At 67.0% G+C, this 14340-nt stretch carries 9 protein-coding genes; 2 read left to right on the top strand and 7 right to left on the bottom strand.

From position 1 onward, the window contains the following. A partial coding sequence (locus WA965_RS23310) for an enoyl-CoA hydratase/isomerase family protein (RefSeq protein WP_526448122.1) occupies positions 1 to 210 on the bottom strand: 210 nt, incomplete at its 3' end. 4 nt (positions 211 to 214) lie between these two features. Further along, entirely contained in the window at positions 215 to 1195 is a 981-nt protein-coding gene (locus tag WA965_RS23315; RefSeq protein WP_526294213.1) for an acyl-CoA dehydrogenase family protein, read from the bottom strand. An 86-nt stretch (positions 1196 to 1281) separates the two neighbouring features. Between WA965_RS23315 and WA965_RS23320 the strand changes: the two genes are divergently transcribed. Next, positions 1282 to 2367 carry an acyl-CoA dehydrogenase family protein gene (locus tag WA965_RS23320; protein WP_526294212.1) on the top strand — a complete coding sequence of 362 codons (1086 nt, stop codon included), beginning with the start codon at positions 1282 to 1284 and terminating at the stop codon, positions 2365 to 2367. 5 nt (positions 2368 to 2372) lie between these two features. On the opposite strand, the gene WA965_RS23325 is transcribed toward WA965_RS23320, so the two are convergent. The 4 genes from WA965_RS23325 to WA965_RS23340 form a co-directional block, all read right to left on the bottom strand. Continuing rightward, the gene (locus WA965_RS23325) at positions 2373 to 3287 is read right to left on the bottom strand and encodes an IclR family transcriptional regulator (protein ID WP_526294211.1); all 915 of its coding nucleotides are present in this window, start codon (positions 3285 to 3287) and stop codon (positions 2373 to 2375) included. A gap of 99 nt (positions 3288 to 3386) precedes the next feature. Then, the gene (locus WA965_RS23330; RefSeq protein ID WP_526294210.1) at positions 3387 to 4826 is read right to left on the bottom strand and encodes a histidine phosphatase family protein; all 1440 of its coding nucleotides are present in this window, start codon (positions 4824 to 4826) and stop codon (positions 3387 to 3389) included. A 111-nt stretch (positions 4827 to 4937) separates the two neighbouring features. Further along, a complete protein-coding gene (locus WA965_RS23335) occupies positions 4938 to 5690 on the bottom strand; it encodes an acyl-[acyl-carrier-protein] thioesterase (protein WP_526294209.1) in 753 nt (250 codons plus the stop codon). Positions 5691 to 5696: 6 nt separating this feature from the next. Beyond that, positions 5697 to 6320, bottom strand: a complete 624-nt coding sequence (locus WA965_RS23340) for a class I SAM-dependent methyltransferase (protein ID WP_526294208.1) — start codon at positions 6318 to 6320, stop codon at positions 5697 to 5699. A gap of 157 nt (positions 6321 to 6477) precedes the next feature. On the opposite strand from WA965_RS23340, the gene WA965_RS23345 reads away from it, so the two are divergent. Further along, positions 6478 to 8199, top strand: coding sequence for a fatty-acid--AMP ligase (locus tag WA965_RS23345; RefSeq protein WP_526294207.1), 1722 nt, complete (start codon positions 6478 to 6480; stop codon positions 8197 to 8199). An 18-nt stretch (positions 8200 to 8217) separates the two neighbouring features. Here WA965_RS23345 and WA965_RS23350 read toward each other — a convergent pair. Further along, positions 8218 to 14340: amino acid adenylation domain-containing protein (locus WA965_RS23350; protein ID WP_526448123.1), on the bottom strand; the 6123-nt coding region annotated here is incomplete at its 5' end.

Below are 14340 nucleotides of genomic sequence, written 5' to 3' on the forward strand. Positions count from 1 at the left end.
GCCCAGAGCGGTGAGGTCGGCGCCGGCGCAGAACGCCCTTCCCGCGCCGGTGACGATCACCGCGTGGATGCCCGCGTCGGCCTCGGCGGCCTCGACCGCGGCGCGCAGTGCGGCGGAACTCTCCGCCGTCACGGCGTTGCGTCGGTCGGGGTCGTTGACAGTGATGAGCGCGACGCGGTCGTCGACCTGCGTCAGTACCAGAGCGGACACTCGGTCAGCGTAGCGGCGACGCCGTGGCATCGATCAGGGGAACGGCCAGACGGCAACCGGCGTGGACATCCCGCCATCGACGGGTCACCGGATCCGACGCGTCAAGCGCATGCCGACTGTGGCCGAGTAGTCGGTCGGCGGCCGAACGTGCTCGGGCGACGGCCTGCTGCGAGGCCCAGGCCACGCCCTCGGGGTCGTCCGGCGCCGCAACGGCCGTGGTGATCTGAAGCTTGGCGGCATCGATGTCGGACGCTGCCCACGCAAGCTGGGCAGCTGTGGTGTCGGTCGTCTCCTCACCGCCGTAGGACGCGGTCAGTCGCGCGCGTGCCTGTTCGACGTGAGCCCGCCACAGCCCGTCAGCCGACCCGACCACCGCTGCCGCGGCGCATCGCGAGGTCACGACGGTGTGGGTGTGCGCCCCGCGCAGGATCCGGTGCGGGGCCACCGGGAGTTCTGTGACCGCCACATCGCAGATGCCCGCCGCGCCGAGGCCGAGGTGATCACCGATCGGTTCGAGGTGCGCGCTGTCGCGGGCGATCAGGACGCGACATGCGGATCCGTCGTCGGTCGGCAGGAGCAGCCAATCGGCGTATCCGGCCCCGACGACGGACTGCCAGCGCCCGGACAGTCGGCCGTCGGCGACGTCTCCGTTGCCGCGGTGAACCGTAGTGATCAGCGCATCCGGATCACCGTCCCACAACCCGTCGTCCAGCAGCGTCGCGACGTCGGAGGCCCCGGAATTGAACATCGCGGCCAGCCAGGCCAGCGACGCATCGGCTATCGCGAGGTCGTAGACCTCCGAGGCGAACTGCTCGGGGCTTCGGCCCAATCCCCCGTGCCGGACGGCTTTGAGGGACCGGCCTTCCAATGAATGACCGAGTGCTGCAACGGAGTTGGTGGTCGCGATCCCGGATTCGGCCGCCACTTTGTCGAGGATGTTGCGCACCGCCGGATTCAGCGAGGGTGGCAGATCGGGGTGGGCCATACACACCTTTCCGGACGGCGGCAGATGGTATCCATGATCGTGGCATGGGGAACGAGGCTGTGAGGGCGAGTCCATCATCGCAGTCGGTGTTGAGCTCCGTTCGGGCGTTACTGCCTGCGATCACCGCGGCTGCCGGGGAGGTCGACCGGCGCGGCGGGGTGGACCCCGAGATGATCACTCTGCTGCGTGAGGCCGGCTTCTTCTCGCTGCTGCAGCCTGAGTCGTGCGGCGGACTGGACGCCGATCCCGAGGTGTTTCTGACCGCAACCCGCGAGCTGTCGTCGGCGTGCATGTCGACGGGTTGGTTGGCTGCCTGGCTCGGGGTGAACAGCTGGGGGCTGTCGGTGCGCGACGAGCGAGTGCTGCAGGAGATCTGGGGCTCGGATCCGCGGACGTTGTTGTGTTCGTCGTATGCCCCCACCGGACGGTTGCACCGGGTTGACGGTGGGTTCATGCTGTCCGGTCGGTGGACCCGATGTACGGGAGCCCGCCACGCGACATGGCTGAGCGCGGCCGCGCTGCGCGTCGGACCCGACGGCGCCGCCCAGGACTTCATGGCGGTGTTGGTCCCCAGGGACGAATACGTCGTCGAGGCGACATGGAACGGGCTGGGGCTGCGCGGGATCGGTGCGGACGACATCGTCGTCTCCGGGGTGTTCGTGCCCGATCACCGCACGTTCAGCTGGCTTCACGTCGACCCGGGCGTCTCCGCCACGCCGCTGGACCGGCTTCCGCAACCGACGGTGTTCACGCTGGCCGGGACGATGCCGCTTCTCGGGGCAGCTCAACGGGTGCTGGAAGACCAGCGCCCGGAAGCGGCCCCGGATCCGCTGAGTTCGGCGGCGATGGCCGGGGCCGACGTCGACCTGTCTGTGCTACAGATTCGGCGCAACGTGCGCGATCTGATGGAATGTGTTCGGGCGGGCGGATATCCGGACGCCGAACTGGTGCTGCGTACCCGCCGCGATCAGGTGATGGCTTCCGAGCGGGCGATGGCGGCCATCGGGGCCGTCGTGCACGACCCCCTACGCACCGGCGACCAACGCCTGGTCGAGCGCGTGTGGCGCGATGCGCAGACCGCGAGGATGCACGTGTCGAGCAACGTTGAGCAGGTGTTGTCCGTGGCGGGTCGCTTCGCCCTGGGCCTCAACGTCGACGATCTGCTCTGGTGAGGTGTTCACACCCAGTCATCGGAGGACAGCGTGCGAAGGACCCGGGACAGCATGTCGTCGGTGACCCTCGCGATGTCAGCCTGATCGCGTGGGGCCGCCGACGTGGTGCCGATCTGCTCGGTGATGCCCCGGGCGGCCCGGGTGAGGAACGGAGCCATCCGGTTCAGCCGCTGAGCGGGCGTCGCACCGGTCAGGGACAGGCCCGCGATGTCCCCCTCGGGCGTCCGGATCGGGGCGGCGATGCTGGCCAACCCGCCGGCCAGCTCCTGGTCGTCGTAGGCGAGTCCGTGGCGGGTCCTGATCTGGGCCAGTTCCTGGTGCAGGGTGGTCAGATCGGTGATGGTCGCGGGGGTGCATCGGGGCAGTGGACCGTGAAGAAGAGAGTCCACTTCCTCGGCGGGAAGCCTCGAGAGCATCGCCTTGCCCAATGCGCTGGCGTGCGCCGGGGTACGGCTGGCGACGCGGGTCGGCACCACCACCCCGCTGGTTCCCGAGACCTTGTCCAGGTAGACGACATCCGTGCCCACCAGCACGCCGAGGTGCACCACGAGAGCGGTGTCGGCCTGCAGGCGTTTGAGTACCGGAGAGGCGACACCGCGCAGCGCCGAGTGGTCCACGGCGTGGGTCACCGGCAGCGACGAAGCCGCAAGGGAGTATCCGTCCGGCCGGTGGGTGAGCAGCCCCGAGGTGTGCAACTGGGTGAGTATCCGATGTGCGGACGACCGGGGCAGCCCGGTACGGGTGACCACCTGATCGAGGCGCAGCACCTTGCCCGCTCGGTCGAATGAATTGATGATCAGCGCGACCCGGGCCACCATCGACGTCGGCGCGTCAGATGTGTTGCTGCTCGCGGACTCCTGCACGAACACTCCCGGATATGGCTCATCGAGGTCATCACTGGAACCCAGGAACGATCTCACGGGTGACGTCCGCGACGTGACGGTTTGGCGGACACGCGAGTCGGCCCCTCCGCCGATGGGCGAAGGGGCCGACTGGCGGCCGAAGCCGCGGCACATCGGTTACGCGGCGTCGCGCTCCGAACCGCTGTCGCTGTCACCGCCGGCGTCGGCGCTGTCGGAACGGTCGGTCGACTTCTCGTCCGCGGTGTCGCTGTCGGCAGACTTCGTCTCGGAGGAATCATCGCGCTTGTCGGTGGATTTCTCGTCCGCGTCGCTCACCTCGGCGGCCACATCGGTCGGGGCGTCCTGATCGCTGTCACGATCCGCCGTGTCCGCCGGTGACTCGTCGTCGGCGAGCGGCTTCTCTGCCGGTGCCGCATCGTCGGTGAGGGACTGCTCCGCCGGTTCGGCGTCCGCCACGTCGCGCTTGGACGACATTCTGCGGGTCGTCTCCGAGGTGTCGTCGCTGGTCGACTCGGCCCCCGGGGTGGCCTCCGGGGAGGCGGTATCGCTCTGTGACTCGGGAGCCGCGACCAGTGCGGAAACCTCGGATTGTGCCTCCGGCTCCGGCCGGAAGATCTTGTCGAGATCGTGAATGACCTTGGCGTGGATGGCGCGGTGGTACTTGGCGATCGAGTAGACCGCGTCCGCCACACTGCGATTGAACGCCGTCGCGATCGTCGCGAAATCCCGCGAGGCGAACGATTCGACGAACTGCGCCACGCTGGTGGCGAGTTGGCGGTTCAACGTGCGCAGCTGGCGTCGCACCTCGGCGCCGAACGTGGGTTCGGGGCTGAACAGCCGGCCGTTCCAGTTCACCAATGTCCAGCCGTCCTCGGGGTTGCCCTCGACGATCACGTAGTTGGTGTTGCTCAGCGGCGCGGTCCTGAGCAGATCGATCTTCTGCGCCGCCGTGAGGTTCACCGCGTTCATCATCGTCCAGAACATGATGGCGCCGCCGTGCGAGAAGATGACGCTGTTGCGGTCTCCCTTGTCCCAGATGGTCTTCAGCGCGCCGTCCATCCTGGCGTCGAACTCGTTGCCGTCGATCGATCCCGGGATCCGCAGATCACGATTGCCCTGGATGGCCCAGGCGAGGGGGAACAGACCGTAGCCGTCAGCGGCCTGGCTCTCAGGAGTCCCCTCGAAGACACCGGCCTCGATCTCCTGCAGGCCGGGCAGCACCTGTATCGGCAGCCGCAGGTACTGCGACATCGGGGCCGCGGTCAGCTGGGTGCGCACCATCGTCGAGGCGTAGATGGAGTCGTAGTTGTTGTCACCGAGGGTGCCTGCCACGGTCCGCGCCTGCTGTTGGCCCAACTCGGTGATGACCGGGCCGGGTGTCGTCGTGTCGATCAGTCCGGAGGCGTTGCCAGCGGACTGGCCGTGACGCACGAACGTCACCCTCATCAGCTCGGCGGCGGCAGCCGGGACGGCCGCGCCGAGCAGGAGCGCGAGCGCGGTGATCGCGACGCCGAGGACGCGCCAGACGGCGCTTCGGCGCCGCCGCGGCCGACCGGTATCGCGATCTCCCGTGTCGGGTTCAGCCGCATCGTTCATTGAGGAGTTCCTCCCGCCGTTGGTGTGGACAGCTCACCGTGAACTGCAGGTGAACACCGAACAAGGAGCGGTCTCACTCACCGAGACTGGGGTTCAACCCCCGGGGAGGGTCTACAGCTTGCGCAGAAGGGCGGCCGCCCGGATGTCGTCGCCGACCGACAGCGCGATCCGCACGTCGTCTCCTCGTCGCGCCCAACCGATGGTGATGTCCTCGCCGTACTTGATCGGCCGGCGATACTCGATCACCGCCCGATACGGCGGCGTGCAGACATCGGGGAAAAGCGCCATCACCTCGTGGATCGCGTGCCAGTAGGCGGTGTTGGTGACGTGCTCGAAGACGTCGATGTCGGTGCGCCGCAGCGCGAACGGCATCACCTCGTCCAGCTCGTCCGGGTTGTCCAACCACGGACTCCACTTGAGTCGGTGCACATCGGTGGTGGAGGCGAAACGTTCGACCAGCGTGTCCGAGACGCGTTGTGGTGTCAGCGTCTTGGCGTTGATCGCGATCCAGAAGCCCTCGGTCTCGATGCGGCCGCCGTCGCTGCCGACGAGATCGACGCGCATCGTGCACCACCGCGACGACAGCGCTGAGCACCATCTGCTGAACGACACGTCGTTGGGGAACTCCATGGGTTCGATCACATCGATGACCGTGCGCTGGACGAGCCAGTGGGGATGGTCCTCGGCCTCGCCGGCGTCGACCAGGTTCTCGGCGCCGACCTCCTGGATGTACCGGGCCACACCGTCGAGGCGCAGGTGCAGGTTCGTGTCGAGGTCACCGGTCGCCACCCGCCACGAGGTGCGGTAGACGTACCCGGTATCCGGCACGGCGCTGAGGCGGTGGTCGACGTCGTTGGTGGGCATCGCGGCTCAGCCTACGTACCCAGATCGATCAGCCATCTGGCAGTTCCGCCATCGCAGCAGATAGCGGTAGTACAGCCCGCGACGGATGTCGGCTCCGGGAAGGACGTCGCCGACGACCCGGCGGATCTCGCCGAGGCTTTCGCGCGGTTGCGTCACCGGTACGCCGATATCCGGGGTCTCGCGTTGCAACCAGGAACCGATCCGCACCGCGGGCAGACACGTCGCCGACCAAAGCCGATCGCGCACTGTCCTGTTCGCGCTGAGTCCCACCACGGCGATCTCGCCGGCAGGTCTCAACAGTCCGCGGGCTTTCGCCAGCGATGCCCGCAGATCCATGTGGTGCACGCTTGCGACGAAGGTGATCAGGTCGAACCGGACGTCACCGGATTCGTATCCGTCGAAGCCGGCTTCCACGATGGAGACATTGGCGACATCGACGAGGCGCCGGCGTGCCCGCGCCGCCGCAGCGTGATCTGACTCGACACCGGTGACCGACCGCGATACTCGGGCGAGGCGTTGGGCCAGCAGACCGTCGCCGCAGCCCACATCGAGGACGTCCCCGTGGTGTCGCGCGGCGATCGAGTACAGCCACGGATGGTAGGCGGTGTTGTGATTCCAGTAGTCGGCCACATCCCGACTGTGCCAGCAACGACGAGCCGTGGGCGAGCGTGCCCACAGTGGACCGATCTGCCGTGCCCGCCGGAACTCCGGCGGTGCATTCTGCAGATGTGGCCGCTGAAAGTCCTTAAGCTCGATCCATAGTTCCGCGGCGTGTGGGGAGGGCTCCATGGTCGAGTCGTCGATCCGCACCGTCCTTCGCGAGCGGGCGAGCTTGCAGCCCAATCAGACGGCCTTCACCTTCCTCGACTACGAACAGGAGTGGGAAGGTTCATCCGAAAGCCTTTCCTGGGCGCAGCTGTACCGACGCGTGCTGAACCTGGCAGCCGAGCTGGAGCGGTGCGGATCGACCGGCGACCGCGCAGTGATACTGGCGCCGCAAGGTCTCGACTACATCGTGGCGTTCCTCGGAGCGTTGGAGGCGGGCCTCATCGCCGTTCCGCTCTCTGTTCCGACGGTTGCCAACCATGACGAGCGGGTCACGGCAGTCCTGCGGGATGCGACGCCGTCGGTCATTCTGACCACGTCGGTTGTTGTTGACAGCGTGGCGCCCTATGCGCAACCGTCGGCAGGAGGACCCACACCTTCGATCATCGAAGTCGATGCTCTCGACCCGACTCCGCGCACGGCCTCAGGTGTGCGGGGGCGGCGCTACCCGGATGTCGCCTACCTGCAGTACACGTCGGGTTCGACGCGCACTCCGGCGGGCGTCGTGGTGTCGCACCGCAATCTGTCGGCCAACTGGGAGCAGATGGTCTCGAATTACATCGCCGGTCACCGAATGCCCCGATCGACCGTATCGTGGCTGCCGTTCTACCACGACATGGGATTGATGTGTGGTGTGTGCACCGGAATCTTCGGTGGCTGGGAATCCGTCATCACCAGTCCGATAGCGTTCCTGCAGCGACCTGCTCGATGGATGCAATTGCTGGCCCAGAATCCCCAGGTACTCTCTGCGGCACCGAATTTCGCGTTCACGCTGGCAGCGGCGCGCACCTCGGACGCCGATATGGCGGGGCTCGACCTCGGGGATGTGTCGTTCATCAACTGTGGTGCCGAGCGGGTGAATCCGAACACGGTCAAGCGCTTCACCCAGCGCTTCGCACCGTACAACTTTCCCGAGTCGGCGATCCGCCCGTCCTACGGTCTGGCGGAGGCGACGGTGTTCGTCGCCACCAACGCGCCGGGGGCCCCGCCCGACTTCGTCCACTTCGACTCCGAGAAACTCGCGGCCGGACACGCCGAGAGATGCGGTGCCGGTACGCCATTGGCGAGTTACGGCACGCCACGGTCGCCCGCGGTTCGGATCGTCGATCCCGATACCTCGACCGAAGCGCCCGCGGAGACTGTCGGCGAGATCTGGGTGCACGGAGAAAACGTCAGCTCCGGATACTGGCTCAGGCCGGCCGAGACGGCACAGACCTTTGGAGCGACGCTGGACAAGCCTTCGTCGGGCACTCCCGAAACAGGTTGGCTGAGAACAGGAGATCTCGGATTCTTCTCCGGGGGCGAGCTGTTCATCGTCGGCCGCATCAAGGATCTCCTGATCGTGCGGGGGCGTAACCACTATCCCGACGACATCGAGGCGACCGTCCAGGAGATGTCACGGGGTCGAGCTGCCGCGATCGCCACCGTGGACGAAGCCACCGAGGCGCTTGTGGTGATCGTCGAGGTGAAACGGCGGGGGGATTCTGAGGAGGAGGTGACGGAGAACCTGCGCGAGCTGCGGGAACGGGTCACCTCCGCGATATCGCACTCGCACGGCGTGAGCGTCCGGGACGTGGTGCTCGTCGCACCGGGCTCGATTCCCATCACCACGAGCGGCAAGGTGAGGCGGGCGTCCTGCGCGGATCTGTATCGAGAGGGTGCGTTCCAGCGGCTGCTGCAGTGACCGTGACGGCGCGACGCGTCACGCCCCCAGAGCGTTCTTGAGCTTCTCCGCATAGGTGCTCAGCGTTGCGGTGTCTAGCATTTCATGGTGTGTGCAGTCGACTGGGTGCGTGGTGATGTCACCGGTGACGTGCGGCCGCCACCGGTCCGAACAGCCGGCCTCGACACCGTCAGCAGCTGCCCAGAACACGGTCATGTCGCCATCGAAGAGCTCTGGAGTGTGCTGCTGCAGATGGAGTTGGTTGACGGTGACGCTGCGAATCATGAACTCCAGCAGCTGCGAGGGCGGTAGGCCGAGTTCGGCAGACTCCAGTTGTTGCCCAATCAACTCGGCTGCGTCGGAATAGGTGAGCGTCCCCGACCGATCAACGGGATCGATGCGGTTGACGGCCAGGATCTGCTCCAGAATCTGTCCCTCATCTGCTGCTCGGCTTCCCGCGATCACCCTGTCGGTACTGAAGGCGTCGTCGAGCAGCACCAAACGTTCGACGACGCATCCACGCCGCTGGAGTTCGATGGCCAGCTCATGGGCCACAACACCGCCCAGAGACCAACCGAGAAGTTTGTACGATTCGGACGGATACGCGGCTAGGAGTCTGTCGGCATAACCGGTCGCCATGTCGCGGATCGATTCAGGGGCGTCCTCACCGTCGGGCCAGATCTGGTTGATGCCGATGATCGGGCACTCCAGGTGGTCGGCCAGCACCCGGTACGACCAGCTGAGGCCGAGGCCGTCGTGAACACAGCACAGGGGGGCTCCCGTGCCCTGCCGGAAGACCTCGACAGGAACCACTTCCACCGTGCTGTCGGGAGTTCCCAACTGCTCGCTGAGACTTCTGACCGACGGTGCGTAGAACAGCGTGCGGACTGCCACATCGGCTTTGAGAGTGTTGTTGATCGCGGCGATCACCCGCATCGCGGACAGCGAGTCCCCGCCGAGGTCGAAGAACGAGTCGTCGATCCCGACCCGTTCGACCCCGAGCACCCGAGCGTAGATGTCGGCCACGATCTTCTCGGTGGGAGTCTGCGGCGTTTCGAAGGAGGTTGCGGCGAATACCGGTTCCGGCAGTGCCTTGCTGTCGATCTTGCCCGAGGACGTCAGCGGGAACTCGTCGAGCACGACGATCTGTGCGGGAACCATGTATTCGGGCAGTCGGGAACTCAACTGCTGGCGTACTGCGCCGATTCTGGTGTTCGTCTGTGGGCTGTTGGTATGGGTTCTGCGCCGAACGTCGTTGTCGGGCAGGTAGACGTCGGTCACGGGGGAGACGTGCCCGGGGTCACCGGGTGCAACGAATACCGCGTCGACGGTACCGGCGCGGGAACCCCAGGTGACGGCGACACGGTATCCCGCGGATTCGCCGATGCGGTGCAGTTCCTCTGCGGTGAGAGCCGCGGGCAGTTCGGCCGCTCCGACCAGTGCGTCGGCCATGGACAGCCCGCTGTGGATGGCTTCTTCGAGGTGCGCATCGGCGAGCACCCCGGACTGGGGGATCCCGGTGACACGGACGGCGGACCGTCGAGATTCCAACAGTGTGCTCAGTCCCTGCGCACCACAGTCCGCCCAGGTTCGGGTCGGCACATCGGCGAGCGAGCGGGCCGGAGGTGGGCCTTTGTGAACGACGACATCGTAGCGGTACCGATTCAGCTCGTTGTCCGAACGCCCGCGTTTCACCTGGATGTCGAGGCCGGTGACGGCCGGTCGACCGGCGGCCCACGCGGTGAAGAACTCTGGGGCCACGAGCAATTCGGTTTCGCTGACGATGGCACGATGTACCCGTTGGCGGATCCCGGCACCGTCCTCACCGTCAGCCCGCGCGAACGCGACCCCGGTCTGGAATGCACCCTGCAGGGTGAGGTTGCGGATGTCGCCGATGAACAAGGCGCCACCCGGGGCCAGCAGATCCATGGCGTTGTCGATCATTTCGTTGAGGTATCCCGCCCCGGGAAAGTACTGGATGACCGAGTTGATGACGACGGTGTCGAAGGAAGCCGCCGGCAGTTCGTCGATGACGTGCGCGGGCCGGGCCAGCAGCTGGACCCGGTCACGCCACGGGACCTCCAACCGCTGCAGCGACCGGGCGAGGTTCTCGACGGCCACCGCTGACATGTCGGTGCCGACGTAGAGTTCGCACTGTGGGGCGATCCGGGACAGCAGCAGTCCCGAGCCCACACCGATCTCCAACACTCGCCGCGGCTGCAGGGCCATGATGCGACCCACGGTCGCGGTTCGCCATTCCGCCATGTCCTGCAAGGCGATCGCCTCGCCGGTATAGCTGCTGTTCCAGCCGCGGAAGTCGGATCCGAACTCCGAACTCGCCGCGTCGGCGCTGTACAGGTCGTCGTACACGTTGTGCCATTCGTCGACCAGTTCACTGTCGTGGTCGTCTGTGGTGCGGTGGTCGAGGGTGATGTAGCCGACGAGGCGGGCGCCGGTGGCGCCCTGGTACACGGTGGTCACGGCCTGAGAGACCTCGGGGCAGTCGAGCAGGGCGCTCTCGATCTCGCCGAGTTCGATGCGATATCCACGGATCTTGACCTGTTCGTCGGCGCGGCCGACGTAGTCGAGTTGCCCGTCCGCATCCCAGCGCACCAGATCCCCCGTCCGGTACATCCTCGTCGTGGGAGCGCCGAACGGACAGGCCACGAACCGCGACGCGGTCAGTCCGGTGCGACGCAGATACCCGTACGCCAGTCCGGCCCCGGCCACATACAGTTCACCGACCACCCCGGTCGGCACCGGGCGCAACCACGCGTCGAGCACGAAGAAAGCCAGGTGATCGAGGGGCACCCCGATGGGACTGATGTTGCGGTCGGCGTCGGCAGCGACGATCTCACGGTACGAGGCGTGAACCGTGGTCTCGGTGATGCCGTACATGTTGATCAGCCTCGGCAGGCCTGGGTGATCGCGCAGCCAGGTTCGAAGACGTTGTGGCTCGAGCGCTTCACCGCCGAACACGACAGCTTCGAGCGGCAACTGCCGGCCCGGATCCGGCTGCGCCGCGTCGACCGTCTGCAACGCGTAGAACGCCGACGGGGTCCGGCTCAGAACGCTGACCTGTTCACGGATCAGCAGGGCGTGGAGGTCTTCCTGTGACCTGGCCACCGACTCGGACACCACCAGCAGGCGACCGCCACCGAGCAGCGCGCCCCAGATCTCCCACACCGAGAAGTCGAAGGCCAGCGAGTGACACTGTGTCCACACACCCTCGCGGGCGACGCTGACGTCCAAAGAGTCCAGCAGGCGGACGACGTTGCCGTGAGGCACCGCCACTCCTTTGGGGATGCCGGTGGTTCCCGAGGTGTAGATGATGTAGGCGACGTCGTCGGCTGCCGTTGCCGGCATGCGGGTTTCGGGACACCTCGCCACGGCAGGGTCGTCGACATCCAGGACCGTCAGGTCACTCCGGACCAGCCGGGATCGCAAGCTCGCCGTGGTGACCGCCGCGATCGGCGCGGCATCGGCGAGCATGAACTCGACGCGGGCGTCGGGATGAGCGGGGTCGAGCGCCAGGTAGGCCGCGCCTGTCTTGAGCACCGCGAGGATCGCGACGATCGCCTCGGTGGAACGGGAGAACAGAAGTGCCACCACGTGTCCCGCGCCTGCACCGTGGGCGGCCAGTAGGTGTGCCAGACGGTTGGCCCGCTGCTCGAGGTCGATGTAGGTCAGCGACCGTCCCTCGAAGGTCACCGCGACGGCGTCGGGAGTGCGCGCGACCTGCGCCGCCCAGAGCACCGGAATCGACGCCGTCGCAGTGGTGGTCCGATCCAGTGCCGCTCGGTTGCCGAACTGTGCCAGTCGGGTGTGTTCCGCGGCGTCGAGCAGGTCCACCGACGACACCGATCGGGCTGGGTCGGCGACCATGGCCAGCAACACCCGCTCGAGCCGGCGGGTCATCGTGGTGACGGTGTCGGCGTCGAACACGTCGGTGCGGAACTCCACCATTCCACGGATACCGGCCGGCTGATCGGTGTCTGTCCAGTGTTCTGAAAGGTGGAACACCAAATCCATTCGGGCGGTGTGGGTATCCATCAACATCTGCCCGACCTGCAGGTCGCCGAGCGTCACACCCGACTCCGGGGTACCGTCCTGCCCGAGAACGTTCTGCCAGGCCAGCATCACCTGGATCAACGGGTGGTGGGTCAGGCTTCGGGCGGGGTTGAGACGGTCCACCAGCACCTCGAAGGGCACGTCCTGGTGATCGAACGCGTCCAGGCTGCGCCGTCGCACCTGGGCCAGTAGGTCGGCGAACGTGGGATCTCCGGCGACCTCGACACGGAGCACGAGTGTGTTGACGAAGAACCCGACCAGGTCGTTGAGAGCAGGATCGCGCCGTCCGGCGATCGGGAAGCCCACCGCCACATCCTGAGTGGAGCCGATCTCGGACAGCAGCACTGCGAGGGCGGCCTGGATCACCATGAAGCTGGTGGCGTTGTGCGCATGGGCGACGTCGCGCACCTGTCGCTGCAGGTCGGCCGGCCAGTCCACCGGCACACTGGCGCCGCGATAATCGGTGACCAGCGGATAGGGCCGATCGACGGGGAGCGCCAGCCGCTCGGGCATCCCGGAGAGCGCCTTCTGCCAGTAGGCGATCTGGGCGGCGATGGGACTGCCGCTGTCGTCGAGATCGCCGAACTGGCCACGCTGCCACACCGTGTAGTCGACGTACTGCACCGCCAACTGCGCCCAACCCGGGGACTGTCCGGCGCACCGGGCGGCGTAGGCCTGCCCGATGTCCCTGACCATCGGGCCCAGTGACCATCCGTCGAAAGCGATGTGGTGCACGACGATTCCGACGATGTATTTCTCCACTCCGACCGAATAGATCTGCACTCGGATCGGAATCTCGGTCGACAGATCGAACCGGTGCACCGCCAGTGCCGCCAACTCCGGGACCACATCGTGCTCCTGCAACGCCACCACACCCCGGTCGCCGTGCCGCCACATTCCGGTAGCGGCAGGCAGCACCTTCTGGCGGGGCACACCGTCGATGTCGGGGAATACGGTGCGCAGCGATTCATGCCGGGTGATGACGTCGTCGAAGGCCGCGCCGAGCGCATCAACATCCAGCGGGCCTTCGATGCGCAGTGCATTCGGCATGTTGTACGTCGCAGCCCCGCCCTGGAACCGGTCGAGGAACCACAACCGGCTCTGCGCGAAGGACAGCGGAATCACCGCCGGCCGCGGCCCGGACACCAAGGGTTTACGCCGACCCGCCTCGCCACTGATCAGGGGCGCCAGCTGGGCGACCGTGGGCGCGTCGAACAGGCCGTGCACCGAAAGTCCGGAATCCAGAACGGTGTTGATCACTGCGACCAGACGCATCGCCGAGAGCGAGTCGCCGCCGAGGTCGAAGAACGAGTCGTCGGCGCCGACCCGCTCGACGCCGAGGACCTGCGCGTAGATGCCGGCAAGGATCTGTTCGACGGGTGTGGCCGGCGCCCGGTACCGGTCACCGTCGAGATACTCCGGTGCCGGCAGGGCTCGGGTGTCGAGTTTCCCGTTGGGGGTCAGCGGCAGTGTCTTCAGGGTCACGATTGCGGTGGGCACCATGTAGGTCGGCAGTTGTGCTGCCAGTTGGGCGCGGGTGGTGGCGGGGTCGGCGGTGCCGGTGAGGTAGCCGACGAGGCGTTTGTCGACGGGGCGGTCTTCGCGTGTGATGACCACTGCCTGGTCGACGCCGTCGAGTGCTGCCAGTGCGGTCTGGATCTCGCCGAGTTCGATGCGGTAGCCGCGGATCTTGACCTGTTCGTCGGCGCGGCCGAGGTAGCAGAGCTGTCCGTCGGGTTGCCAGCGCACCAGGTCTCCGGTGCGGTACATCCGGGTTCCGGGCGCTCCGAACGGGCACGCCACGAACCGCGACGCCGTCAACCCGACCCGCCGGACGTAACCGACGCCCACGCCGCGGCCGGCGACATAGAGTTCACCGGTCACCCCGGCGGGCACCGGGCGCAGCCACCCGTCGAGCACGAACAATGCCGCGCCGGGAGCCGGCGCACCGATCGGTCCGCCGCCCCCGGCCGTCAGCGGGGCACTGAGTGCGACAACCATCGTCGTCTCGGTGGGGCCGTAGGCGTTGATCATCACCCGTCCCGGCGCCCAGCGATCGACGAGGTCGGCCGGGCACGCCTCACCGGCCAC

This window comes from Mycobacterium sp. (genome assembly GCF_049683935.1).
GTDB lineage: Bacteria > Actinomycetota > Actinomycetes > Mycobacteriales > Mycobacteriaceae > Mycobacterium.

Coding starts and splice junctions, on each gene's coding strand:
- WA965_RS23315 (WP_526294213.1), bottom strand. CDS start 1,195: ATGGCCCACCCCGATCTGCCACCCTCGCTGAATCCGGCGGTGCGCAAC.
- WA965_RS23330 (WP_526294210.1), bottom strand. CDS start 4,826: ATGAACGATGCGGCTGAACCCGACACGGGAGATCGCGATACCGGTCGG.
- WA965_RS23335 (WP_526294209.1), bottom strand. CDS start 5,690: ATGCCCACCAACGACGTCGACCACCGCCTCAGCGCCGTGCCGGATACC.
- WA965_RS23345 (WP_526294207.1), top strand. CDS start 6,478: ATGGTCGAGTCGTCGATCCGCACCGTCCTTCGCGAGCGGGCGAGCTTG.